Below are 24,396 nucleotides of genomic sequence, written 5' to 3'. Positions count from 1 at the left end.
CGCCCTCCTGTGGGAGCGGCTTCAGCCGCGAAGCAGGCGCCGCGGTATCACATGGATTTCATCAGTCCCGGTCGATCTTGGCATTTGACAAGGCTAAGGACAGGGTCGATACCAATGACATCCCTGCCAAAGGAGTCACCCATGTCGAAGCTTTATCCCAGCATTGATCCTGAGGGGCTGGTCGAGTACTCGGTGGTGTACAGCGACCGCTCGCTCAATCACATGTCGCAGACGTTTCAAGGCGTGATGAAGAACATTTCCAGGACCCTGAAACAGGTCTATAACGCCCAGGCTGTTGCGGTAGTGCCCGGCAGCGGTACATTCGGCATGGAATCGGTAGCGCGCCAGTTTGCCACCGGTCAGCAATGCCTGGTGATACGCAACGGCTGGTTCAGTTATCGCTGGAGCCAGATCCTTGAGATGGGCAACATCCCGGCGGCGACCACGGTGCTGAAAGCCCGACCGGTCGACACTGGTCGCCAGGCTGCCTACGCTCCGCCCCCTCTGGACGAAGTGCTGGCGGCGATAAAGGCGCACAAGCCGCAGATTGTCTTCGCCCCCCACGTTGAAACCTCATCCGGGATTATCCTGCCCGACGATTACCTGCGGGCCGTCGGCGACGCTGTGCATGCGATGGGCGGCCTGTTCGTGCTCGACTGCATCGCCTCAGGCACGATCTGGGTTGATATGCAAAAGTGCGCAGTCGACCTGCTGATCAGCGCTCCACAGAAAGGCTGGAGCGCCTCCCCTTGCTGCGCCCTGGTGATGCTCAGTGCTTTGGCCCTGGAGCGCATCGAGCAGACGCAAAGCAGCAGTTTCGCCTGCGACCTGAAAAAGTGGCTGCAGATCATGCAGGCCTACGAACAGGGCGGGCATGCCTACCATGCGACCATGCCCAGCGACTCTCTCGCGCGATTTAACAAAGTAATCAACGAGATGCGAGCCTACGGTTTCGACAAGGTCCGCGGCGAACAACAGGCTCTGGGCGATCGGGTGCGCGCCATGTTGACTGGCAAAGGCATCAAGAGCGTGGCCGCAGCCGGCTTTCAGGCCCCGGGCGTAGTGGTGAGCTACACCGATGATGCCGATATCAAGAGCGGTAAGAAGTTTGTCGAGCACGGCCTGCAGATAGCCGCCGGAGTGCCGTTGCAATGTGACGAGCCGGCCGACTTCCAGACCTTCCGCATCGGTCTGTTCGGGCTCGAAAAACTGCACGATATCGAGCGCACGGTCAGCACCCTTGAGCAGGCACTGGACGAAGTGATGGTGAACTGAGGCCTCATCCTGGCATTTGCCGCTTTCGTGTTCTCGGTGATCGAAAGCGGCACGCCACCGGCACAGATGGCGGCGATTCGCGAGCGTCTGCGTGAACTTGGCCTGGAACCTTGCGACTGCTTGTCGCCCCCACTCATGGATGCACTCGCGGTTCACGCCGCCAAGCAAAAAGGCACCTACCGCGAATGATGGTGATCTGAACCCTTAAACTGCTTGCAGTTGCCGGTCAGCGTGATAGGACGAGCGCACCAGAGGCCCGGAGGCCACGTTTCTGAACCCCATCGCCAAGGCCTGCTCGGCAAGCATGGCGAAGGTGTCAGGGTGCACGAAGCGCTGCACCGGCAGGTGGCTGCGAGACGGTTGCAGATACTGCCCCAGGGTCAGCATGTCAACCTGATGCTCACGCATGCGCTGCATCACCTCGACCACCTCGGCATCGGTCTCGCCCAGGCCGAGCATCAGGCCGGACTTTGTCGGTACCGCCGGCAGGCGTTGCTTGAAGCGCTCCAGCAGGTCCAGCGACCACTCGAAGTCCGAGCCCGGCCGTGCCGCCCGGTACAGGCGCGGCACGGTCTCCAGGTTGTGGTTGAACACGTCTGGCGGCTCTTGCGCAGTGATGTCCAGAGCAACGTCCATACGGCCACGGTAATCCGGCACCAGGGTTTCCAGCTGAATACCCGGCGACAGCCTGCGGATCTCGCGCAGGCAATCGGCGAAGTGGCGGGCGCCGCCATCGCGCAGGTCGTCACGGTCCACCGAGGTGATCACCACATACTTCAGGCCAAGGTCGGCAATGGCGATGGCAAGGTTCGTCGGCTCATCGGCATCCAGTGGCTTGGGCCGGCCATGGCCGACATCGCAGAACGGGCAACGGCGGGTACAGATGTCGCCCATGATCATGAACGTCGCCGTGCCGCCCGAGAAACACTCCCCCAGGTTCGGGCAGGACGCCTCTTCGCACACGCTGTGCAGCTTGTGCTTGCGCAGCAGGGCCTTGACCCGTGCCACTTCCGGTGTGGTGGGAATCTCCACGCGAATCCAGTCGGGTTTGCGCGGCACCTGCTCGGTGGGCAGGATTTTCACCGGGATGCGCGCCACCTTCTCGGCGCCGCGCAGTTTCACCCCAGCCTGCAAGGGCTGCGGGCGCGTAGGGGCAGTCTGGATTTCACTCATGCTCATGCTCCGACAGTCTGGCCTTTAGCCACGGTAGTAACGTTGCGCCACGAACGGTGTGCGCACCACCTGCATCGGCACGTGCTTGCCGCGTACCAGGGCGAACACTTGCGTGCCCAGCGCTGCCTGCTCGCTCTGCAGGTAGCCCATCGCCAGCGGCGCGCCCAGGCTGGGGCCGAAACCGCCACTGGTGACCCGGCCGATCACCTGCTCCCGAGCATCGACGATCTCTGCCCCTTCACGCACCGGCACGCGCTCTGCAGGCAGCAGGCCCACGCGCTTGCTGGCCACGCCTTCGTGCTGCTGGGCAAGGATGCGCTCGGCGCCGGGGAAGCCGCCAGCGCGCTCACCCTCGGCACGCCGGGCCTTGGAGATCGCCCAGCCCAGACTGGCCTCGATCGGCGTGGTGTGCACCGCCATGTCATGGCCGTACAGGCACAGCCCGGCCTCCAGGCGCAGCGAATCACGGGCCCCCAGGCCGATGGGCTGGACCTCGGCTTCGGCCAGCATCGAACGGGCAAGCATGGGCGCCGCCTCGACCGGTACCGAGATTTCGTAGCCGTCTTCGCCGGTGTAGCCCGAGCGGCTGACGTAACAGTCGACACCCAGCAGCCTCACACTGGCGAACTGCATGAAAGTCATGCCGGCAACCTGGGGCGCCAGTCGCGCCAGTACCTTGGCCGCCGCCGGGCCTTGCAGGGCCAGCAAGGCCCGGCTGGCAAACAGCGACTCGACCTCGCAATAACCTTCCAGGTGCTGGCGCAAGTAGGTCAGGTCCTGCTCCTTGCAGGCGGCGTTGACCACCAGCAACAGTTCGTCGTCACCCAGCCTGGCCACCATCAAATCGTCGAGGATGCCGCCGTCGTCATTGGTGAACAGCGCATAGCGCTGCATGCCCACCGGCAGGTCGATGATGTCGACCGGCACCAGCGCTTCCAACGCCCTGGCGGCCTCTGCGCCACGCAGGCGGATCTGGCCCATGTGCGAAACGTCGAACAGACCAGCCCGTTCACGGGTGTGCAGGTGTTCCTTGAGCACACCCAGCGGGTACTGGACCGGCATGGCATAACCGGCGAATGGCACCATGCGTGCCCCCAGCGCCAGGTGCAGGTCGTGCAGCGGGGTTTGTTGCAGTTGTTCTGTGGTCATGGCTGGCTCCTGGCCTTCGATGATATGGGCTGCCGGCACACTGCCGGCAGCCGCCAAGCCCTGAGGTCAGGCCGGATAGACAGGGAACAGCTTGCACAGCGCTGCCACCTGGCGCGCCACCTGGGCCTCGACGTCGGCATCACCGAGATGGTCGAGGATGTCGCAGATCCAGGTCGCCAAGGCGCGGCATTCCGCCTCCTTGAGCCCACGGGTAGTCACTGCCGGGGTACCGATGCGCAGGCCCGAGGTCACGAACGGCGACTGCGGGTCGTTGGGCACCGCGTTCTTGTTCACCGTGATGTGCGCACGGCCCAGCGCGGCGTCGGCATCCTTGCCGGTGATGCCCTGGCGGATCAGGCTGACCAGGAACAGATGGTTGTCGGTGCCACCGGAAACCACGTCGAAACCGCGCTGCATGAACACCTGCGCCATGGCCTGGGCGTTGCTGATGACCTGGCGCTGGTAATCCTTGAAACCAGGCGCCAGGGCCTCCTTGAAGCACACCGCCTTGGCCGCGATCACGTGCATCAGCGGCCCGCCCTGCCCGCCTGGGAACACCGCCGAGTTGAGCTTTTTCTCAAGCTCCGGGTCGGCCTTGGCCAGAATCAGGCCGCCACGCGGCCCGCGCAAGGTCTTGTGGGTGGTGGTGGTGACCACATCGGCATACGGCAGCGGGTTGGGGTACAGGCCTGCCGCGACCAGCCCGGCGACGTGGGCCATGTCGACGAACAGGTAGGCCCCGACCTTGTCGGCGATCTGCCGGAAACGCGGGAAGTCGAGGGTCTTCGAGTAGGCCGAGAAACCAGCCACGATCATCTTCGGCTGGTGCTCGACCGCCAGGCGCTCGACTTCGTCGTAGTCAATCAGGCCGTTGGCATCGATGCCGTATTGCACGGCGTTGTACAGCTTGCCCGAGGACGACACCTTGGCCCCGTGGGTCAGGTGGCCGCCGTGAGCCAGGCTCATGCCCAGCAAGGTATCACCGGCCTGCAGCAGGGCCAGGTAGACCGCCGCGTTGGCCTGGGAGCCCGAGTGTGGCTGGACGTTGGCATAACCGGCACCGAACAACTGCTTGGCGCGGTCGATGGCCAGCTGCTCGACCACATCGACATGCTCGCAGCCCCCGTAGTAACGCTTGCCCGGGTAGCCTTCGGCGTACTTGTTGGTCAGTTCGGTGCCCTGGGCCTGCATCACCTGCGGGCTGGTGTAGTTTTCCGAAGCGATCAGCTCGATGTGGTCTTCTTGGCGCTGCACTTCACGGCCGATGGCCGCGGACAATGCAGGGTCGAAATCGGACAGGGTCAGGCTCTTGTGGAACATGGGTGAGATTCCTTGTTGTTCGGTCGACAAGCACGGCCCGGAAGCGTCCGGGCCAGCAGGGTCAGGCATCTTGATAGCTCGACAGCGGCGGGCAGGCACAGGCCAGGTTGCGGTCGCCGTAGACGTTGTCCACGCGCCCCACCGGCGGCCAGTACTTGCTGTCGCGCAGTTCGGCCAGCGGGTACACCGCCAGCTCCCGGGCATAGCCGTGGGGCCATTCGCCCACCAGCTCGGTGGCGGTATGCGGGGCGTTCTTCAGCGGGTTGTCGAGCTTGTCCAGGGTGCCGTTTTCCACGGCGCGGATTTCCTCGCGGATGCAGATCATCGCTGCGCAGAAGCGGTCCAGTTCTTCCTTGGACTCACTCTCGGTCGGCTCGACCATCAGCGTGCCAGCCACCGGGAAGGACATGGTCGGGGCATGGAAGCCGAAGTCGATCAGGCGCTTGGCCACGTCCTCGACGCTGATACCGCTGCTGTCCTTGAGCGGGCGCAGGTCGAGGATGCACTCGTGGGCAACCAGTCCGTTCTCCCCGGTGTACAGCACCGGGTAGTGTTCCTCCAGGCGGCGGGCGATGTAGTTGGCATTGAGGATCGCCAGCTGCGAGGCGCGCTTGAGCCCTTCCCCGCCCATCATGCGGATGTACATCCAGGTGATCGGCAGGATGCTGGCACTGCCATAAGGCGCCGCGCTGACCGCGCCCTGCGGGTTCGCCAGATGGGCGTGACCGGGCAGGAACGGCGCCAGGTGCGCCTTGACGCCAATCGGGCCGACACCGGGGCCGCCACCGCCATGGGGGATACAGAAGGTCTTGTGCAGGTTCAGGTGCGACACATCGCCACCGAACTTGCCCGGGGCGCACAGGCCGACCATGGCGTTCATGTTGGCGCCATCCAGATACACCTGGCCGCCGTGCTCGTGAATGATGTCGCAGATACGGGTGATGGCATCTTCGAACACGCCGTGGGTCGAGGGGTAGGTGATCATCAGCGCAGCCAGCTGCGCCCTGTGCTGCTGGGCCTTGAGCTGCAGGTCGGCGACATCGACGTTGCCACGCTCGTCGCAGTTGACCACCACCACCCGCATGCCGGCCATCTGCGCCGTGGCCGGGTTGGTGCCATGGGCCGACGACGGGATCAGGCATACATCGCGCCCTGCCTCGCCACGGCTGGCGTGGTAGGCGCGGATCGCCAGCAGGCCGGCATACTCACCCTGGGAACCGGCATTGGGCTGCAGCGACATGGCGTCATAGCCGGTGGCCGCGCAGAGCATGGCCTCCAGTTCATCGGTCAGCTGGCGGTAACCCTGCGACTGCTCAGCCGGGGCGAATGGGTGCAGGGCGCCGAACTCGGGCCAGGTGATCGGGACCATCTCGCTGGCGGCATTGAGCTTCATGGTGCACGAGCCGAGCGCGATCATGCTGCGGTCCAGGGCCAGGTCCTTGTCGGCCAGGCGGCGCAGGTAGCGCATCAGTTCGGTTTCGCTATGGTAGCGGTTGAACACCGGGTGTAGCAGGAACGGGGTCGCACGCAGCAGAGGCACGGGCAGGCAATCGCTGCTGCCGGCGGCCAACGCGGTGAAGCTTGGAAGCGCCTGGCCGGGTTCGGCGAACACCTGCCACAGGGCCTCGACAGTGGCCTGTTCGCAGGTTTCATCCAGCGATACACCAACCCGCAGTTCGTCAATCAGGCGCAGGTTCAGGCGTGCCGCATTGGCGGCAGCCAGCACATCGGCCACGGGCCTCGCGGTGACCACGCTGATGGTGTCGAAGAAGTGCGCCTGCTCGACCTTGTGCCCGAGCTGTTTCAGCCCTTGCACCAGGATCGCGGTCAGGCGGTGCACCCGCCGGGCGATCTGCTCCAGGCCCTGGGGACCGTGGTAGACCGCATACATGCTGGCGATGTTGGCCAGCAGCACCTGCGCGGTGCAGATGTTGCTGGTGGCCTTTTCACGGCGGATATGTTGCTCACGGGTCTGCATGGCCAGGCGCAGGGCCGGCTTGCCGAAGCGGTCGATGGACACGCCGACCAGGCGGCCGGGCATGTCGCGCTTGAACGCATCGCGGGTGGCGAAGTACGCCGCATGCGGGCCGCCAAAGCCCAGCGGCACGCCGAAGCGCTGGGCGCTGCCCAGCACCACGTCGGCATCGAACTCACCCGGTGGGGTCAGCAAGGTCAGTGCCAGCAGGTCGGCGGCCACAGCCACCAGCGCACCCGCCGCATGGGCGCGTTGTACCAGGGCGCGGTGGTCGGTGATGGCACCCGTGCTGGCCGGGTACTGCAGCAACAGGCCGAAATAGCCGTCCAGGGCTTGGCCTTCCAGCAACGCTTCATCAGCGATGACCACTTCGATACCCAGTGGCTGGGCACGGGTACGCAGCACATCGAGGGTCTGCGGGTGGCAATGGCTGGACGCGAAGAACGCCGGGGCCTTGTTCTTCGCCAGGCGCTTGCAGAAGGTCATGGCCTCGGCGGCGGCGGTGGCTTCGTCGAGCAACGAGGCGTTGGCGATCTGCATGCCGGTGAGGTCGCTGACCAGGGTCTGGAAGTTCAGCAACGCCTCCAGGCGGCCTTGGGAGATTTCCGGCTGGTACGGCGTGTAGGCGGTGTACCAGGCCGGGTTTTCCAGCAGGTTGCGCAGGATCGGCGTGGGCGTGTGGCAAGGGTAATAGCCCTGGCCGATGTGGTTGCTGAACAGCTGGTTGTTCGCAGCGATTGCCTTGAGTGCGGCCAGGGCTTCAGCCTCGCCCTGCCCCTTGCTCAGCTCGAGCACGCTGGTGCCCCTGATGCTGGCGGGGATGACGCTGTCGATCAGGGCTTCCAGTGAGTCATGGCCGACCAGCGCCAGCATGGCGTCGATATCGCCCTCGCGCGGGCCGATGTGACGGGCGATGAATTCGTTGTCAGTGCCCAGCGGGATGGATGCGTTTGTCATCTCTGCCCCCTGGCTCAGGCGTTGTCGGCCAGGAAGCGGTCATAGCCGTCCTGGTCCATCAGGCCGTCGAGCTCCGACGGGTTGGCCGCCTGGATGCGGAAGAACCAGCCGTCCTGCATGGGCGAGGTGTTGACCAGCTCGGGGTCGTCGGCCAGGGCCTGGTTGACGGCCACCACGGTGCCGCGCAAAGGCATGGTGATGTTGCTGGCGGCCTTGACCGACTCGAGCACCGCGACTTCGTTGCCCTCTCCGTACTCGCCCGGCTCCGGCAGTTGCACGAACACCACGTCACCCAGGGCCTGCTGGGCATAGCTGGTGATGCCGACGGTCAACTCGCCAGTCGCTTCCAGACGCAGCCATTCGTGTTCAGGAGTAAAACGCAGCGTGCTCATGGATCTTCCTCTCTTGTTATCAGATAGGTCCTGATGCAGGACTGACTGATACAGAGCAAGGGTGATGCCAACTCACTAAAACCCTTATACATCAATGCCTTACTGTTTTATTTCGGTCCATCCCAAGCCTGCGCGATGGAGCGTATTCGCTCCGTGGCCTGGGCCCGGCAGCCAACCCTGACAGCACGGGCCAATGAACCCGGGACCACGCCCGCCTGGAGCACAATCACTCCAGCGGAGCGTATTCGCACCGGGCCGGCTACGAGACCCGACTGGCGATGCCGTACTTGCGCAAACGCTGGCCGATCGCCGTGTGCGAAGTCTGCAAGCGCACCGCAAGTTGCCGGGTCGAGGGGTAGCTCGTGTACAGCTTTTCCAGCAAGGATTTTTCAAATGCCTGCACGGCCGCTTCCAGGCTGACGATCTCCTGCCCCTCGGCTTGCTGGCTGCTCAAGGCGGTGCCAGCCAGCTCCAGGTCATCACAGTCGATCACATCCCCTTCGCTGATGGCCGCCGCGCGGAATATCACGTTCTGCAACTGGCGCACATTGCCGGACCAGCGATTGCCCAGCAGTAGCGGATGGGTGGCCAGCGCCAGCCGGCACGGGGCGCGCTGGATCTGCGCACAGGCCTGGCGCAGGAAATGCTCGGCCAGCAGCAGGATGTCCTTGCCGCGCTCACGCAGCGGCGGCACCTGCAGGTTGAGCACGTTGAGGCGATAGTAGAGGTCTTCGCGAAAGCCGCCCTCGATCACCATGTTTTCCAGGTTGCGGTGGGTGGCGCAAACCACCCGCACATTCACCTGCACCTCGCTGCCACCGCCCACCCGGCGAAAACTGCCGTCATTGAGAAAACGCAGCAGCTTGGCCTGCAGGTACGGCGACATCTCGCCCACTTCATCGAGAAACACCGTACCGCCATCGGCCAGTTCCAGCAGGCCCGGTTTGCCGCCCCGCTGGGCGCCGGTGAAGGCACCGGCGGCGTAGCCGAACAGCTCGCTTTCGGCCAGGCTCTCGGGCAACGCCGCGCAGTTCAGCGCCAGGAACGAGGCATCTCGCCGGGCACTCAGCGCGTGGCAGGCACGGGCCACCAGTTCCTTGCCCGTACCGGTCTCGCCCTGGATCAATACCGGCGCCTCCAGGCTCGCCACCTTGTGCAGGCGGGCCTTGAGCGCCTGCAGCGCCGCCGACTCGCCCAGCAACGCCCCCAAGCCTTCGCTGTTGTCATGCAGCAGCGAGGCCAGGCGCTCGCCGATGCGGCTGGGTGGGTACAAGGTCAGCAGGCCACCCACCAGGCCATCGGCGCCACCGCTTATCGGCGTGGCCTCCAGCAGCAGGGCCTGGCCCTGAAAGCCCACCTCGCACATTGGCAGGCGGAAGCCCTTGTCGATCAGGGTCTGGGCCAGGTCCGGCTCGGCAAACAACCTGTTCAACGGCTCACCGGCCGGCTCGCGCCCCACCAGGGCGACCAGGGTCGGGTTCGCCAGCAGCACATGACCGCCAGGGTCCACCGCCAGCACCGGGTCGCTCATCGCCGCCAGCAATGCCTCCAGCTGCAGGCGCCGGCGGTGGCCGGGGAGGAAGTCGACCAGTGCCACCTTCTGCACGCCGTCCACGTCCATCAGGGCAGCGTAGAGTTCGTCCAGCACCACCGGGGACAAGGTTGGGGCATCGATGTAGACGTTGGGCGGAATCATCTCCACCGCATCAAGATTGAGGTTGCGCGCCCCAAGCAGCGAGAGGATTTCCTGAGTGATACCGACACGGTCGACAAAGTTGACGTGGATTCTCATAAAGATTCCCTGCTTGGCAGAAAGACGACAGGGGGACAGCGCAGCGCGCCGTCCCCCTTGGGCAAAACGTGAATAGGGTGATCAATCGGCATCGAATGACAGCTGCATGGCCTGCTGCCTTTTCCGCCGGATCGATCGATAGGCCAGGCCCAGCACGGCAAACCAGACCGGCATCAGGTACAGCGCGCTGCGGGTGTCGGCCTCCAGCGCCAGCAAGGCCAGGATGAAAGCGAAGAACACCAGGCACACCCGGCACATGAACGTGCCGCCCGGCATCTTGTACCTCGACGCCTGGTGCAACGGGTCACGCTGCTTGCGGTACGCCAGGTACGACAGCAGGATGATCGACCAGACGAACATGAACAGCAGTGCCGACACCGTGGTGATCAGCGTGAAGGCCTCGAGCATGTTCGGCACCAGGTAGATGACCAGCGCCCCGCCCGTCAGGCACACACAGGAAAAGATCAGGCCGTTGGAAGGTACCGCACGGCGGGACAGCGCACCGAACTTGCCAGGCGCATCGCCATCCACTGCCAGGCCGTAAAGCATGCGGCTGGTCGAGAAGACGCCGCTGTTGGCCGACGACATGGCCGAGGTCAGCACCACGAAGTTGATGATGCCCGCGGCTGCCGGCAGACCGGCCAGTACGAACAACTCGACGAAGGGGCTCTTGTTGGCCACCACTTCACGCCAGGGTGTGACGGCCATGATGGCGACCAGCGCGAGCACGTAGAAGACGATGATGCGCAAGGGAATCGAGTTGATCGCCCGTGGCAGGTTGCGTTCCGGGTTCTTGGTTTCGGCGGCGGTGGTCCCCACCAGTTCGATGCCGACGAAGGCAAACACCGCAATCTGGAAGCCGGCAAAGAAGCCCATGGCGCCATGGGGGAACATGCCACCGTCATTCCACAGGTTGGCCAGCGATGCCGCATGCCCGGCCGGCGACTGGTAAGCCAGCGCCACCATGTAGAACCCGGTGCAGACCAGCGCGCAGATGGCGACGATCTTGATCATGGCGAACCAGAACTCCATTTCGCCGAACATCTTCACCGTCATCAGGTTCAAGCTGAGCAACAGGCCGACACACGCCAACGCCGGTATCCACAAAGGGATGTCGGGGAACCAGAACTGCGAATAGGCAGAGATGGCGATCACGTCGGCGATACCGGTGACAATCCAGCAGAACCAGTAGGTCCAGCCGGTGAAGAACCCCGCCCACGGGCCGAGCAGGTCAGCCGAGAAATCGATGAACGACTTGTACTTCAAGTTGGACAACAACAGTTCACCCATTGCCCGCATGACAAAGAACAGCATGAAGCCGATGATCATGTAGACGAAGATGATGGAGGGCCCCGCCAGGCTGATGGTCTTGCCAGAGCCCATGAACAGGCCGGTGCCGATAGCACCGCCAATGGCGATCAACTGGATATGGCGGTTGGACAGGTTACGCTTGAGTTCGTGTGCGTCACCATCAGGCGGGCGGTGACCGTGGGGCAAGTTATTCATTGTTTTCTACCTTGCTAGTCTAATTGTTTTTATAACGTCACAAGTTCAAACCTCGAGACCGGATGAACAACTTTCAAGTCCGATCGCGTGCAAGGTAGAGAGCAAGCTCTGTGCCAAACGCCAATAGCGCTAGTTGGCGGGGTTTTATTCAATCAGGGCTTTCGTGGCTGTAAAGAAGTCACTCCAGAAAACCGTGCCAATCAGGCGTTCGAGCAGCCCCGGGCACACTGAGCGCTGCCCCTCCCCACTCTGTATCGAAATCATTCCAATGGAGCGCATTCAGTCCGCCAGGCTGACGCGATCCCCTGCAGGAGCGGCCTTGTGTCGCGATAGGGCTGCGCAGCAACCCCTGGATTTCAGCGAAGAAGCGAACATTGCCGGGGCCGCTTTGCGGCCCTATCGCGACACAAGGCCGCTCCTACAGGGGATCGTGTCAGCCCGGCTATTTAGCGGACAGGCATCTCGCGCAGCGGCGCACGGCTGCGTTGCTGCTCCTCCCAGCCCCCAACCAGGCCAACCGGCACATCGCTCGGTGCCAGCGGCTGGCGCCCGCGCACCAGGTCGGCAGCGCGTTCGGCCAGCATGATGGTCGGCGCGTTGAGGTTGCCATTGGGCTCGCTCGGGAACACCGAGGAGTCGATCACCCGCAGCCCCTGCAGGCCATGCACACGCAATGTCGAATCGACCACTGCCATGTCATCCTCGCCCATCCGGCACGAGCCGCACGGGTGCATGGTGCTTTCCATGTTGGCGCGCACGAATGCGTCGATCTGTTCATCGGTCTGCACCTGCGGCCCAGGTGCCAGCTCCTCGCCGCGGAAACGGTCCATGGCCGGCTGGGCGATGATTTCGCGGGTCAGCCGCACACAGCGGCGGAAGCCCTCCCGGTCTTCCTCGCTTTCGAGGTAGTTGAAGCGGATTTCCGGATGTTGGTACGGGTCGGCCGACAGCGCCCGCACATGGCCGCGGCTCTTGGGCTTGTTGGGCCCGGTCAGCACCATGAAACCATGGCCCTTGAACGGTTTGTCGCCGTCATAGCGCATGGCCGCCGGCAGGAAGTGGAACTGGATGTCCGGCCAGCGCAGGCCCTTGGATGAGCGGATGAAACCGCCCGCCTCAAAGTGGTTGCTGGCGCCCAGACCGTCCTTGAACAGCAACCAGCGCAAACCGATCATCGCCTTGCCCAGCAGGTTCATCTTGCCGTTGAGGGTCACCGGCTCCTTGCACGCATACTGGATGTAGATTTCCGAGTGGTCCTGCAGGTTCTCACCCACCCCGGGCAAGGGGTGGCGCACCTCGATGCCAGCCTTCTTCAGCACGGCCTCGGGGCCGATGCCGGAGCGTTGCAACAAGTGCGGCGAACCGATCGGGCCGGACGCCACCAGCACCTCGCGGTTGCACAGGACCTTGTGGGTCTGGCCGCCGTGATCATATTCCACGCCCACCGCCCGCTTGCCATCGAGCAGGATGCGCCGGGTCATGGCATGGGTGATCACGGTCAGGTTCGGCCGGCTCATGGCCGGGCGCAGATAGGCGTTGGCCGTGGACCAGCGCACGCCATCCTTGACCGTCATGTGCATGGCACCAAAGCCTTCCTGCATGTAGCCATTGCAGTCGTCGGTCTTGATATAGCCGGCTTCGGCACCGGCCTCGACCCAGGCGCCGTACAGCGGGTTCTGCATGTTGTTGCCGTTGTTGGTGGCCAGCGGCCCCATGCCGCCGCGGTAGTCATCACCGCCAAACTTGTACTGCTCGGCACGCTTGAAGTACGGCAGGCAGTTACGGTAGCTCCAGTTCTTCGCCCCCAGGCTTTCCCATTCATCGAAGTCGCAGGCATGGCCACGGATGTAGACCAGCCCATTGATCGAGGACGAGCCGCCCAGCACCTTGCCCCGCGGGCAATGCAGGCGGCGGTTGTCCAGGTGCGCTTCGGCGACGGTCTCGTAGCGCCAGTTGTACTTCTTGGTGTTCATCGGCAACGAGAAGGCACTGGGCATCTGGATCAGCACACTGCGGTCGCTGCCGCCGAACTCCAGGACCAGCACCGAGGTACCGGCGTCTTCGCTCAAGCGGTTGGCCAGCACGCAGCCAGCAGAGCCTGCGCCGATGATGATGTAGTCGTATCGCTTGGTCATGGTTCTAGTCCTGTACACGAAGGCCGGCGGCCTGGATGTTGTGTTCATTGCGCTTTGGGTAGCCGCCCCAGCCCAGGCGCGCCGCCAGCAGCCGGGTCAGGCCGTAGTGCACCAGCCCGGCCAGCAGGCAGGACGGCAGCGAGGCGGTGGCGAAGGTGAAGAAGTCGGTATGGGCCAGCGTCTGCGGGTTGAACACCACCACATAGATCGCGAAGCCCGCCACCAGCGCCAGCAGCGCGATGGGGTTGAAGCCTTTGCAGTAGCGCAACGGCGACACGCTCTGTTCGGCGTAGAGCTGGCGCAGGTTCAGGCGCTGCTTGCGCAGGAAGAAGTAATCGGCGATGCCGATGCCGGCCAGGGCGCTGTTGAGCGCGGATGTCCACACCAGGAAGATGAAGAAGCCGTCGTAGATCCCCGGCAGGAACACCACGATCAATACCGGGATGATGCAGAACAGCCCGATCAGTCCCCCCCAGCCCACGCTGCGCAGGCGCTCGCCGCCCAGCTGGCGCAAGCCGATCGCCGCGGTGTAGAGGATGTTGACCATGCCGGTCAGGTTGGCCAGCGCCAGGAAGCTCAGGGCGATGACGCCGAACCCCATGCCGCCGGCCAGGCGCATCCACGCGGTAGGGTCGCTGCTGCCCAGGGTAGTGGCGGCGAACAGGCTGATTGACTCGCCCAGCGACGCCGCAGCGAAGATGCCCACCAGGTTGGGCCAGAAGGCCGTGCGCTGGTTGCTGCACAGGCGCGACAGGTTGCCGATGTAGGGCCACCAGGAGAAGCCCGCGGCGATGTTGATCTCCACCGCGACCATGAAGTTGACGTGCGGGTTCTCGAACGGTGGCTGCAAGGGCGGCATGGCCAGCAGTTTGTCGAAGCTGTAGCGACCGGAGATGAAGTACATCAGTGCCAGCATGATCAGGATCAGGCTGGGCGCGATCACCGCGCTCAGCCGGCGGATCATGTCCGGCCCGCGCATGGCCACCAGCGCCGCCAGCACGATGGCCAGCAAGCCTCCCGCGGTTACCAGCCAGCCATCACCGTTGGGCTGGCTCTGCTGCACCAGGGTTTCCAGGTTGTCCAGCGCCCGCCCGCACATCAGCCCCAGCACCGCCAGCCAGCCCATGGTCAGCACCACCACCGAGAGGAAGTACACCAGGCGGCTGCCATTGAGGCCGAACATGCTGCGCAGGAAGGTGAACTGCTCGACGCCGTACTTGCCACACGGCAGGCAGGTGGACGACGCGGCGAGGACCACGCCGATGATGTTGCCGATGATGATTGCGGCAATCCCTTGCAAGGGCCCGACGAACAGCGCGGTGGCGCCGCCGATCAGGAACACCCAGGTGGCCACCGCCAGCGCCGAGTTGGCGTAGGCAAACCCCCAGAAACCCCAAACCCGCTCATTGGGCAGCAAGGGGGTGTCGCCACGTTCCGCGCTCAGGCGAAATTCTTGCTCGCGGGAAGCACTCATGGCTGGCCTCCCAGGTAGTACGCGCCGGCAACCATCACCAGCGTCAGCAGGGCCAGTGCCACCACGTCGGCCACCGTCAATGCGCCAGGCCAGTGCGCTTTGTTCTCCAGTTCTTCATAGGCGCGCAAGCGCCTTTCCAGGTCTTGCGCTCGCTCGATATCCACTTGGCTGTTCATCGGCATCACCTCGACAGGTTCTTGTTCTTGAAATTCGATGCATTCGATAAACCTGCGCCGCTCGCCAACCTTCAGCGGCGCAGGACGGCCCTGTTACCTCAGGGCAAGGTGATCCAGACCGCCTTGGTCTCCAGCAGGAACTCCAGTTGTTCTGCGCCCATGTCCTTGCCGTAGCCCGACTGCTTGTAGCCACCGAACGGCATGGACGGGTCCAGGGTGCTGTGGGCATTGACGTACACCGTGCCCGCGCGCAGGCGCGGAATCAGCCCATGGACCTTGCCCAGGTCGTTGGAGTAGATCGCCGCCGCCAGGCCGAACTCCGAATCGTTGGCCAGGGCCAGCGCTTGTTCCTGGGTGTCGAACGGCTGGGTCACCAGCACCGGGCCGAAGATCTCCTCGCGAACCACGCGCATGTCGTTGCTGCAGTTGGCGAAGATCGTGGGCTGCACGAAGAAGCCCGGGCCGTCGAGCAGCTCGCCGCCGTAGTACACCTGCGCGCCTTCGGCCTTGCCCAGGGCGATGTAGTCCAGCACCCGCTGCTGTTGCTGGAGCGACACCATGGGGCTTATGAAACAGTCCGGGTCCAGGCCCGGGGCGATCTTCAGGGTGGCGGTGTACCTGGCCAGCGCTTCGAGGAACGCCGGGTAGACACTGCGTTCGACATACGCACGGGTGCCGGCGTCGCACACCTGCCCGGAGTTGAAGAACACCCCGTTGGCCACGGCCTGCGCCGCTGCCTCGATGTCCGCATCGGCGAACACGATCACTGGCGACTTGCCGCCCAGCTCCAGGGTCAGGCGTTTCATCTGGTCCATCGCCGATTTGCCAACCGAGCAGCCGACCGGTGTCGAACCGGTAAAACTCAGCTTGTCGATGCCCGGATGACGGGACATCGCCTCGCCGACCACGCTGCCGCGCCCGGTCACGATGTTCACCACCCCGTCGGGAATACCCGAGGCCTGCACCAGCTCGGCAAAGCGCAGCGCCGACAACGAAGTCAGCTCTGCCGGCTTGACCACCACCGTGCAACCGGTCGCCAGCGCCGCGCCGAGCTTCCATGCCATGGTCTGCAGCGGGAAGTTCCACGGCACGATGGCACCGACCACCCCCACCGCCTCCTTGCGCGTGTACGCCAGGTAATTCCCAGGCAGCGAAGGCTCGACCGTGCGGCCGTGGATCTTGCTGGCCCAGCCGGCGAAATAGCGCAGGGTATCGACCGTGCCCTGGATATCGACCGCCCGTGCCTGGGCGACCGACTTGCCCATGTCGATGGCTTCGATCTGCGCCAGCTCGTCGCCGTGGGTCTCGATCAGGTCGGCCAGGCGATGGATCAGGCGCTCGCGCTCCAGTGGCTTGAGCTGGCTCCAGGCACCGCCATCGAACTGCGCACGTGCTGCGCGCACGGCGCGATCAAGGTCATCCGCAGTGGCCATGGGGATGCGCGTCAGCACACCCTCGGTGGACGGCTCGACCACCTCGGCACTGCCGCCGTCGCTGGCCTCGAGCCAGGCGCCGGCAATGAACATGCGCTGCGGTTTGCCGAGAAAGTGCTGGGTCGCCTCGGATACACCAAAGGCCTGCAAGTAGTCTTTTACCTTGTGGTCCACAGGACAGTCTCCGGGTCAGCGGGCTTTGGCGCGCGCGTGGAAGATGAAGCCGATGCTGTTCATCAGCAGTTGCGCGGCGAGGATCGAGGTCATGCCGGTGGGGTCGTAGGCCGGGGCCACTTCTACCAGGTCCATGCCAACAATGCGGCCGTGGCTGCGCTGCGCCAGAGCCTGGATGATTTCCAGCACTTCGTAGTACAAGAATCCGCCATGGCTCGGCGTGCCGGTGCCCGGGGCGATGGACGGGTCGAAGCCGTCGATGTCGATGGTGATGTAGTAGTTGCGGCCTTCGGGGATTTTCGCCAGCACGCCCGCGCAGCCCAGGCGGCGCACGTCACGTACCGACAGGATCTGCGAACCGGCCTCACGTGCGGCATCGTAGTCGTCGCGGTTGGAGGACGACACGTTGCGGATGCCCATCTGGGTCATGCCGACAATGTGTTCCAGCTCCGAAGCGCGGCGCAGCGGGCTGCCGTGCCCGTAGCGCACGCCATGGCGCTCGTCGACGAAATCCAGGTGGGCATCGAAGTGCACGATATGGATCGGCCCATGGCCTTCGAACGCCTTGATGACCGGGGCGTGTACCGAATGGTCACCGCCCAGCACCACCGGCATGGCGCCCGCTGCAAGGATCTGCCGCACCGCCGACTCGATGTTGGCGTTGCTGCTGGCCATGTCGGTGTGCACGATATCGGCATCGCCAACGTCGACCATGCGGACCTGGTCTTCGGTCAGGTAGGTGGCGTCATCCTCGAAGTCGTAGGCGCCGGCATGGCCGAAGGAGAACAGGGTCGATGCCTCGCGAATGCCGCGGGGTCCGAAACGTGCCCCCGAACGCCACTGGGTGCCCATGTCGTTGGGCGCACCGAGGATTGCCACATCGGCGTCGATCGCCGCCCAGTCGGTGCACACTGGGGCCTTGGCAAACGTGCAATGGCCCACGAAGGGCAGGTTCAGGCGGCCGGACTCGTAACCGTGCTTTGCCATGTTCTGGTTTCTCCAGTTCTTGTTCTGTTTCAGGAGACGGGGCGACTGCTCGACCACCGTTGCGATCCACTATGGCAACCGTGCCAGCGAGGAAAAATGCGCAAGTGCAGATACATACATCGCCCTATCCGAAGTATCTGCCGGTGGTTGAACCCCGCGATACCAGGCATTGCAGCGGCCAGGTACTCATGGTTAGCTTGCGCGACAAGAACAATGCACGGGTGTTCATATCAGCACTGGCGATGTGACACCCGGCCGGGAGGCTACGGTGATCCAGCTGCACGATGTCGACCTTAAACTGCTCAGGGTATTCACCACGATCGTCAGGTGCGGCGGCTTTTCTGCGGCACAGGCCGCGCTCAATGCCGGCCAGTCGACCATAAGCGAACAGATGTCGCACCTGGAAACCCGCCTGGGGGTCAAGCTCTGCCAGCGCGGGCGCAGTGGCTTTCGCCTGACCGAGCAAGGGGTGGCCATCCATGAAGCGACCCTGCGCCTGCTCAGTGCCGTGGAAAGCTTCTGCATGGACGCCGACGTGCTCAAGCAGCACATCAGCGGCAAGCTCAACCTAGGCATCATCGACTCCACCCTGACCGACCCCGTCTCGCCCCTGCCGCGCACCACCCAGCGCTTTGTTTCGCGTGGGCACGATGCCCACCTGCACATCTATATCGGTGCCCCGGCGGAACTCGAAGAGCGCGTGCTCGACGGCAGGCTGCACCTGGCCATCGGCCACTTCCCATTGCGGGTCGCGGGATTGTCCTACCAGCCGCTGTATGACGAGGCACTGGGACTCTACTGTGGCCGGCGCCACCCGCTGTTCGCCAGCAACGCGAGCAACGGTCGGCTGATGGAGGACGTGCGCCAGAGCCGGATCGTGGTGCGCGGCTACATGCAGCAGTACGACCTGGAGCAGTTGGGCATCACCAAGGCCGATGCAACCGTGGAGAACATCGAGGCAGCGGCGATCCTGATCATTTCCGGCGCCTATATCGGCTTCTTGCCGGTGCACTTCGCCGAGCAATGGATCAAGACCGGCGACATGCGCCGCCTGGGTGCCAGCCTGCTGGACCTCTGCTCGCCGTTCGATGTGGTCACCCGCCGCGGCGTATCGCGCCCACCCATCCTGCAGGCGTTCCTCGAAGACCTCGATGCCTGCGCCTCCCAGCCCGGCTCCCCCTGATTCACCCCGCTACTCGAAACGGACGATCCCCGCCCGCCAATACTGCGCTGCCGGCGTTGCCCCCTGCCCGCCGCCCCAATATCAATGACTGGAGAACCTATGAGGGTACTGGTAAGCGTCAAGCGAGTGGTCGATTACAACGTCCCCGCCTGTGTCGCCGCTGACCGGCTACAGGTCGCAGGTAGCTGATCGCGACCGACCGCTTTCGACCCGTAGCGGTCATTTTGCCCCACAGCAATCATTGTGGGAGCGGGTTCACCCGCGAACACCGGCACGGCCGGTGCCATCCACCGCGGCGCCTGCTTCGCGGGTAAACCCGCTCCCACAGAGTACGCGTCGCGCTTACGAAACCAGTTATCTTTTAGCGTCCGTTTTGGGTCGATAGCAGCCGTTCGTGAAAGCCTCTACCGCTAACCGGCAACGCTTGACTCTACCGTAAGGGGCAGACTTTACCCTTGGCACTTCATTACCTGGAGTTTGTCATGAAGAGCAAACGCATGCTCGTAATCCTCGGCCACCCTTCGAACGACAGCTTTTGCGGCGCTGTATCCGAACGTTATGTCGAGGCCGCCACGCAAGCAGGCCATGAGGTGCGCCTGCTGCGCCTGGACACCCTGGATTTCGATCCGGTCTTGCACGATGGCTATAACCAGGTCCAGTTGCTTGAGCCCGATTTGATCAACGCACAAAACGACATTACCTGGGCCGAACACCTGACATTGGTGTACCCGATCTGGTGGGGCGGCATTCCGGCGCTGCTCAAGGGGTTCTTCGACCGCGTGTTTCTGCCAGGTTTTGCCTTCAAGTACCGCAAGGGCTCGCCCTTCCCGGATAAGCTGCTCAAGGGCCGCACGGCTCACCTTCTGGTGACCATGGACACGCCGCCGTGGTACTACCGGTGGGTGTATCGCATGCCGGGCCTGCACCAAATGCGCAAGACCACCCTGGAGTTCTGCGGCATAAAACCCCTGAAAACCCTGACCTTCGGTCCGGTATTGGGCTCCAAGCCGGAACAGCGTGAAGCCTGGCTCAAACAAGTCCAGGCAGTCGCCAGCCGCTGATCGGCCCCGGTCGGGCCGTGCCCCCGCGCTGCCCAGCCGAGCCTCCCTGCTGTGACACCTTGCCCAACTTGGCTTCCCACCCCCTGACGCTTGTGCAAAGATGTCGCGCGCCTGTGCGGGCCCGCGACACCTTTTCGCTTCCGATGCGTCAAAAAAGGGATTTTCATGTACATCGGCAAAGCCGCCCAGCTGTCGGGCACCACCGTCAAAAGCATTCGACATTACGAAGAAATCGGCCTCTTGCCCCCACCGCAACGCGAAGGCAAGTACCGCATCTACAGCCAGCAAAGCGTAGAGCTGCTGACCTTCATCAAATGCGCTCAGCAACTCGGTTTCAAGCTCAAGGAAATGCAGGCCATTCTGCAGGATCATCGCGGCCAGGAGCTGCCCTGGGATCTGGCCATGCAGGCCATCGAAAACAAAAAGCAGGAATTGATGGGGCAGATCCAGGCCTTGCAGCAAGTGCATGACGGCTTGGTTGAGTTTGAGCTGAGCCTCAAAGATGCTCAAATGCAATGCCAGTTCGAACACCTGGAAAAAGCCCGCTGAATCCGCACCACCGCCGCTGAACGATCATGGCGCCCCGTGCGGTTTTCAGCACGCAGGCAGCCCGGCGATTTAGCCTGACACAGTCTCACCCCCCGGCTGCTCGCCCTCTTGCACTGCTGGCTGCGGCACAATCGAGGCAAAGAACCACGGCGAAATCAGCATTCTGCCAGCGACGCCAGCTTCGTCAACGGGGCCGAACTGTTCGTCGACGGTGGCCAGGCGCAAGTCTAACGAGTAAAGGCCGCGACAAATGCGGCCTTCCCTCACTATTTGAGGAAGCCTGTCGGTGTCGTCTCGGCCGCCCTCTGGACATTGCACCTTACCTCGAAACATTAAGAAACATCTTTGCTGGAATTTAAGTTGTACGACATCCTATCTACTGTGATCGACTACGCTCCGCTCTCACAAAAAAAACAATGGAGTCACCATGTCGAGCATACCTTCTGTCGAGGGGAAAACTGCCGTAACCCCTCAAAATCGCCTGTCAAAGCTGATCAAATTGCTTGGCCCCGGCGTCATCGCGGTTCTGTCGTGGTTGGGGGCAGGAGATCTGATAACCTCATCTGTCGCCGGGGCGAACTACGGTTACGCCATGATGTGGGTGCTGGCCGTTTCGCTGCTGCTCCGGTACCTGATCGTAAACATCATCGCCCGCTTCCAGCTGTGCAATAACCAAGGGATGACCATTCTGCAGGGCTATGCGCAGCTGCACCCGGTGTTCGCCTGGTTCATGTTGGCCTATGCCCTGTTGATGGGGCACCTGATGAACGCCTACATGATCAAGGGTGCGGGGGAAGCGCTGGCGATGTTGCTGCGGATCGACTACCCACTGCTGTGCTCCATGGCCGTGGTGCTGGCCGTGTGGATGCTGGTGGGGCGCAACATATACGCAATGATCGAAGGCGTCATGAAAGTACTGTTGGCGGTGATGACCTTGGCCTTCCTGGCGCTGGCGGTGATGTCCGGCCCCGACGTGGCGGGTATCGTCAAAGGCACCATCGGTTTCAGCATTCCAGCCGATGAAGGCGTTCACGGCGCACTGCTGGTAGCGGTATCGGTGATCGGTGCCGTGGCAGGTTCTGTAGCCAACTTCGTGCACCCTTATGTCATGCGTGAAAAAGGCTGGGTCGGCCCGCAACACAAACGCATCCAGCGCAACGACCTGCTGTTTGCGGTATTCGTCGGTATCGTCATCAACCTGGCGATCTGGATCGTCGGCGCGGAAATCCTGCGGCCCAACGGCATCGAGGTGAAAACGCTCGGCGATCTGGGCAAGGCATTGGAACTGTTCTTCGGCCCGATCGGCTGGTACATCTTCTTCGTCGGCGTATTCGCCACTTTGTTCGCCAGCATTTCTGGCAAGACCACTGCGTTCCCCATGCTGATCACCGACGCTTTCCAACATGTGAAGCCCGAGCGACGCGAACGCCATGGAAAGGAATTCCACAACGACCCGATGCACAAGTGGTTCATGTTGTTCATCCTGGTGACGCCACTGGTCTGGTCGATCCCGGGCATGCCCGACTTCGTGACCCTTACCATCGGTGTCAGCGCGCTGAACATCATCGGCCTGCCGGTGATCTCGCTGGGCCTGCTGATCATGTCCAACCAGAAATCGCTGCTGGGCAAGGCGTACCGCAACAACTGGTTCGAAAACATCGCGCTGGCATTCGCCACTGGCCTGGCGTTATGGGTAGCCTTCCAGCTTGCAGTGGACCTTATTGCCTGAAGGTAACGGACAGCCCTGGCTCAATGTTGGCCAGGGCTGATTGGCGCTGCGCCTCGGCCTGATACTGGCGTGACCGGTATTTTTTCTGCCTGCATTCCATTACGCAGCGTACCACCGGACTTGTTGGTTTGAACTTTGCGGCCAGCCTTGGCTTCCCCTGCATATCCATCACGCGAAGATGCCTAGCACAGCAAAGGCTGACATTTTCGAGATCTACAGGGGTTCGCAAAATGATCAATCAAGCGACAGGTATGAAATCTGGTGAACGCAATCGCGTGAAAAACACTGGTGGGCGCTGGTCATCGCATCATTCCCTGCGCCTCGAAATACCGGCTCAAGGTAGTCGCCTCCCCCTCAGGATCAGCCAGCGCGACATAGTTGTCAGGCCGCAACAGGTAAGCAGCATTTCTGGCAACGCCGGCTTTCTCGTACGCATGCTCCCAAGCGAAAACATGCAGTGCAATACCGTGTCTTGCGCACCATTGGGACAAATCGGCCTTGGCTTCGCCGTAAACATGCACCTGCCACTGAATGGCTGCCAGTGAAGCGTAGTTGTCCTCGGTGCCCACAGGCAGCCATGGCAGGCGATCACCGCCCTGAACTCCACCGGCCTTGCCTTGGCTCAGCGGGCTTTCGCGGTAATCGAGGGTGGTTTGCGAAACCACTCGGAACAGGTACTCACGGACGTTTTCGCTCTTGTATGCAACGCTCGCGAAGAGCGGCGCGATGCGAGTGCGTACAAAGTCGGCAAATCCGCCCTGAGCGGTAACGAAGGTGAACAGTTTGTCAGTTGTCTCCACCAGCGTGCGGGCAAATGCCTGGCGTTCGATCTGGTAGCTGTCGAGCAATGTGTCGGGCGCCTTCCCTTTCAACACCGCGGCCAACTTCCATGCCAGGTTGATCGCGTCCAGAATGCCGGTGTTCATGCCCTGCCCTCCCGCCGGGCTATGGACATGCGCTGCATCACCGAGCAGAAACGCCCGGCCACGGCGGAAATGGTCCGCGACGCGATGGTGAACACGGTAGGTGGAAAACCAGTTCACGGCGGTAATCCTGAGGTTCAAGCCGTTTATGGCATCATGGCCAACGTCCTCGAACGTCAGATGTTCAGGATGCTCGGCTCGCTCATCACGCACGGTGCCAATCAAGCGGTACTGGTCCCTTTCGCCATAGCACAAGAGCAACACAAAATCGGATTTGTCAAAAGCGATATGCCCCTCACCTGCCGGCTCGACGCCAGCTACCCTGACATCCGCAACATAGAAAAGCTGTTTGTAGGTGCCGCCCTCGAAACCGCCGCCAATCTCTTGCCGAACAAGCGACCGAGCGCCATCGCACCCCGCCAGAAAAGCCGCAGTGCAGGACTCTTCTCGCCCATCAGCATGTTTCAGGAGGGCCGTGACATGGCTTTCACCCTCCTCGAAGGACAGCAGTTCGGTCTGCCGTTCCACGTCCACGCCGAGTGACTGGAGCTGCTGCACCAGCAGGCGCTCATGGCGGTCCTGGGGGTAGATCAACACGAAGGGATACGCTGAAACCTCTCTGCCTGCGTCGCCCAAGGGGATACGCGCCCTGTGCCGACCGCGTGCCCACATGTTCATGGCGGGGGTTTTATAGCCGGCCTCTATCACTGGCTCGGCCAGATCGAGCTGGCGATAGAGCTCCAGCGTGCGGGCTTGAACAGCCATTGCGCGAGAAGCTTCGCCAGGACCACTGCTCCTGTCGACGATCCTTACGGCGACGCCTTGCCTGTTGAGCCAAAGAGCAAGAACCAGCCCGGTCGGACCAGCTCCGACAATGAGAACGTCGGTCTGCGCCATGATCTCACCTCGAACATCAATGACCTTGGAATCATGAATGTTCCTGATAGCGCGCAAAGTCAACGATTTATAGGCCGTTCGCAATCAAGGGGGCATTTGCCCCCCGATTGCACAAGCTTCGCCCCTCACGATCCGA

General features: G+C 63.0%; 18 protein-coding genes and 1 pseudogene. 6 read left to right on the top strand and 13 right to left on the bottom strand.

What is annotated here, in order from left to right; genetic code table 11:
• Nucleotides 1-141 precede the first annotated feature (141 nt).
• Together ABNP31_RS11635 and ABNP31_RS11630 are read left to right on the top strand one after the other, a co-directional pair.
• Complete coding sequence (locus tag ABNP31_RS11635; protein WP_350013416.1) at nucleotides 142-1,275, top strand: aminotransferase class V-fold PLP-dependent enzyme; 1,134 nt, start codon at nucleotides 142-144, stop codon at nucleotides 1,273-1,275.
• Between the two features lie 15 nt (nucleotides 1,276-1,290).
• Nucleotides 1,291-1,464: pseudogene (locus tag ABNP31_RS11630) on the top strand (S-(hydroxymethyl)glutathione synthase); the annotation flags it as partial.
• Nucleotides 1,465-1,479: 15 nt separating this feature from the next.
• Here ABNP31_RS11630 and lipA read toward each other — a convergent pair.
• From lipA to speB, 12 genes are all read right to left on the bottom strand, one after another.
• Nucleotides 1,480-2,448 (bottom strand): lipoyl synthase, encoded by a 969-nt coding sequence (gene lipA / locus ABNP31_RS11625; RefSeq protein ID WP_433916058.1) that lies wholly within the window; start codon nucleotides 2,446-2,448, stop codon nucleotides 1,480-1,482.
• A gap of 24 nt (nucleotides 2,449-2,472) precedes the next feature.
• Entirely contained in the window at nucleotides 2,473-3,597 is a 1,125-nt protein-coding gene (gene gcvT, locus ABNP31_RS11620; RefSeq protein ID WP_238066125.1) for a glycine cleavage system aminomethyltransferase GcvT, read from the bottom strand.
• Between the two features lie 66 nt (nucleotides 3,598-3,663).
• Nucleotides 3,664-4,917 carry a serine hydroxymethyltransferase gene (glyA, locus tag ABNP31_RS11615; RefSeq protein ID WP_085663887.1) on the bottom strand — a complete coding sequence of 418 codons (1,254 nt, stop codon included), beginning with the start codon at nucleotides 4,915-4,917 and terminating at the stop codon, nucleotides 3,664-3,666.
• A 61-nt stretch (nucleotides 4,918-4,978) separates the two neighbouring features.
• Nucleotides 4,979-7,849 (bottom strand): aminomethyl-transferring glycine dehydrogenase, encoded by a 2,871-nt coding sequence (gcvP, locus tag ABNP31_RS11610; RefSeq protein ID WP_350013339.1) that lies wholly within the window; start codon nucleotides 7,847-7,849, stop codon nucleotides 4,979-4,981.
• 14 nt (nucleotides 7,850-7,863) lie between these two features.
• Nucleotides 7,864-8,241 (bottom strand): glycine cleavage system protein GcvH, encoded by a 378-nt coding sequence (gene gcvH / locus ABNP31_RS11605; RefSeq protein WP_085663889.1) that lies wholly within the window; start codon nucleotides 8,239-8,241, stop codon nucleotides 7,864-7,866.
• A gap of 259 nt (nucleotides 8,242-8,500) precedes the next feature.
• Nucleotides 8,501-10,033, bottom strand: a complete 1,533-nt coding sequence (locus ABNP31_RS11600; protein WP_085663890.1) for a sigma-54-dependent transcriptional regulator — start codon at nucleotides 10,031-10,033, stop codon at nucleotides 8,501-8,503.
• Nucleotides 10,034-10,114: 81 nt separating this feature from the next.
• Entirely contained in the window at nucleotides 10,115-11,539 is a 1,425-nt protein-coding gene (gene cycA, locus ABNP31_RS11595; RefSeq protein WP_085663891.1) for a D-serine/D-alanine/glycine transporter, read from the bottom strand.
• A gap of 446 nt (nucleotides 11,540-11,985) precedes the next feature.
• Nucleotides 11,986-13,674 carry a choline dehydrogenase gene (betA, locus tag ABNP31_RS11590; RefSeq protein ID WP_196178343.1) on the bottom strand — a complete coding sequence of 563 codons (1,689 nt, stop codon included), beginning with the start codon at nucleotides 13,672-13,674 and terminating at the stop codon, nucleotides 11,986-11,988.
• 4 nt (nucleotides 13,675-13,678) lie between these two features.
• Nucleotides 13,679-15,148: a purine-cytosine permease family protein gene (locus ABNP31_RS11585; RefSeq protein ID WP_350013338.1), complete on the bottom strand. Its 1,470-nt coding sequence runs from the start codon at nucleotides 15,146-15,148 to the stop codon at nucleotides 13,679-13,681.
• Nucleotides 15,145-15,324, bottom strand: coding sequence for a hypothetical protein (locus ABNP31_RS11580; protein ID WP_031325569.1), 180 nt, complete (start codon nucleotides 15,322-15,324; stop codon nucleotides 15,145-15,147). The genes ABNP31_RS11585 and ABNP31_RS11580 overlap by 4 nt, the downstream gene beginning before the upstream one ends.
• A gap of 98 nt (nucleotides 15,325-15,422) precedes the next feature.
• Complete coding sequence (locus tag ABNP31_RS11575; RefSeq protein ID WP_238066121.1) at nucleotides 15,423-16,931, bottom strand: aldehyde dehydrogenase family protein; 1,509 nt, start codon at nucleotides 16,929-16,931, stop codon at nucleotides 15,423-15,425.
• A 15-nt stretch (nucleotides 16,932-16,946) separates the two neighbouring features.
• On the bottom strand, nucleotides 16,947-17,918 hold the full coding sequence (gene speB, locus ABNP31_RS11570) for an agmatinase (protein WP_023662744.1): 972 nt from the start codon (nucleotides 17,916-17,918) through the stop codon (nucleotides 16,947-16,949).
• Between the two features lie 268 nt (nucleotides 17,919-18,186).
• On the opposite strand from speB, the gene ABNP31_RS11565 reads away from it, so the two are divergent.
• The 4 genes from ABNP31_RS11565 to ABNP31_RS11550 all read left to right on the top strand — a co-directional run bounded on the left by ABNP31_RS11565 (nucleotide 18,187) and on the right by ABNP31_RS11550 (nucleotide 22,440).
• Complete coding sequence (locus ABNP31_RS11565) at nucleotides 18,187-19,101, top strand: LysR family transcriptional regulator (protein ID WP_085663894.1); 915 nt, start codon at nucleotides 18,187-18,189, stop codon at nucleotides 19,099-19,101.
• A gap of 482 nt (nucleotides 19,102-19,583) precedes the next feature.
• The gene (locus ABNP31_RS11560; protein ID WP_025339443.1) at nucleotides 19,584-20,162 is read left to right on the top strand and encodes an NAD(P)H-dependent oxidoreductase; all 579 of its coding nucleotides are present in this window, start codon (nucleotides 19,584-19,586) and stop codon (nucleotides 20,160-20,162) included.
• A gap of 165 nt (nucleotides 20,163-20,327) precedes the next feature.
• Nucleotides 20,328-20,711, top strand: coding sequence for a MerR family transcriptional regulator (locus ABNP31_RS11555; RefSeq protein WP_085663896.1), 384 nt, complete (start codon nucleotides 20,328-20,330; stop codon nucleotides 20,709-20,711).
• Between the two features lie 427 nt (nucleotides 20,712-21,138).
• Nucleotides 21,139-22,440, top strand: a complete 1,302-nt coding sequence (locus tag ABNP31_RS11550; protein WP_085663898.1) for an Nramp family divalent metal transporter — start codon at nucleotides 21,139-21,141, stop codon at nucleotides 22,438-22,440.
• Between the two features lie 299 nt (nucleotides 22,441-22,739).
• Here the strand turns inward: ABNP31_RS11550 and ABNP31_RS11545 are convergent, their stop codons facing one another.
• Nucleotides 22,740-24,260 (bottom strand): FAD-dependent monooxygenase, encoded by a 1,521-nt coding sequence (locus ABNP31_RS11545; protein ID WP_350013337.1) that lies wholly within the window; start codon nucleotides 24,258-24,260, stop codon nucleotides 22,740-22,742.
• Nucleotides 24,261-24,396: the final 136 nt, after the last annotated feature.

Source organism: Pseudomonas asiatica (assembly GCF_040214835.1).
GTDB lineage: Bacteria > Pseudomonadota > Gammaproteobacteria > Pseudomonadales > Pseudomonadaceae > Aquipseudomonas > Aquipseudomonas putida_Z.
The sequence above is the reverse complement of the archived record's forward strand: the minus strand, read 5'-3'. Positions and strand labels throughout refer to the sequence as shown.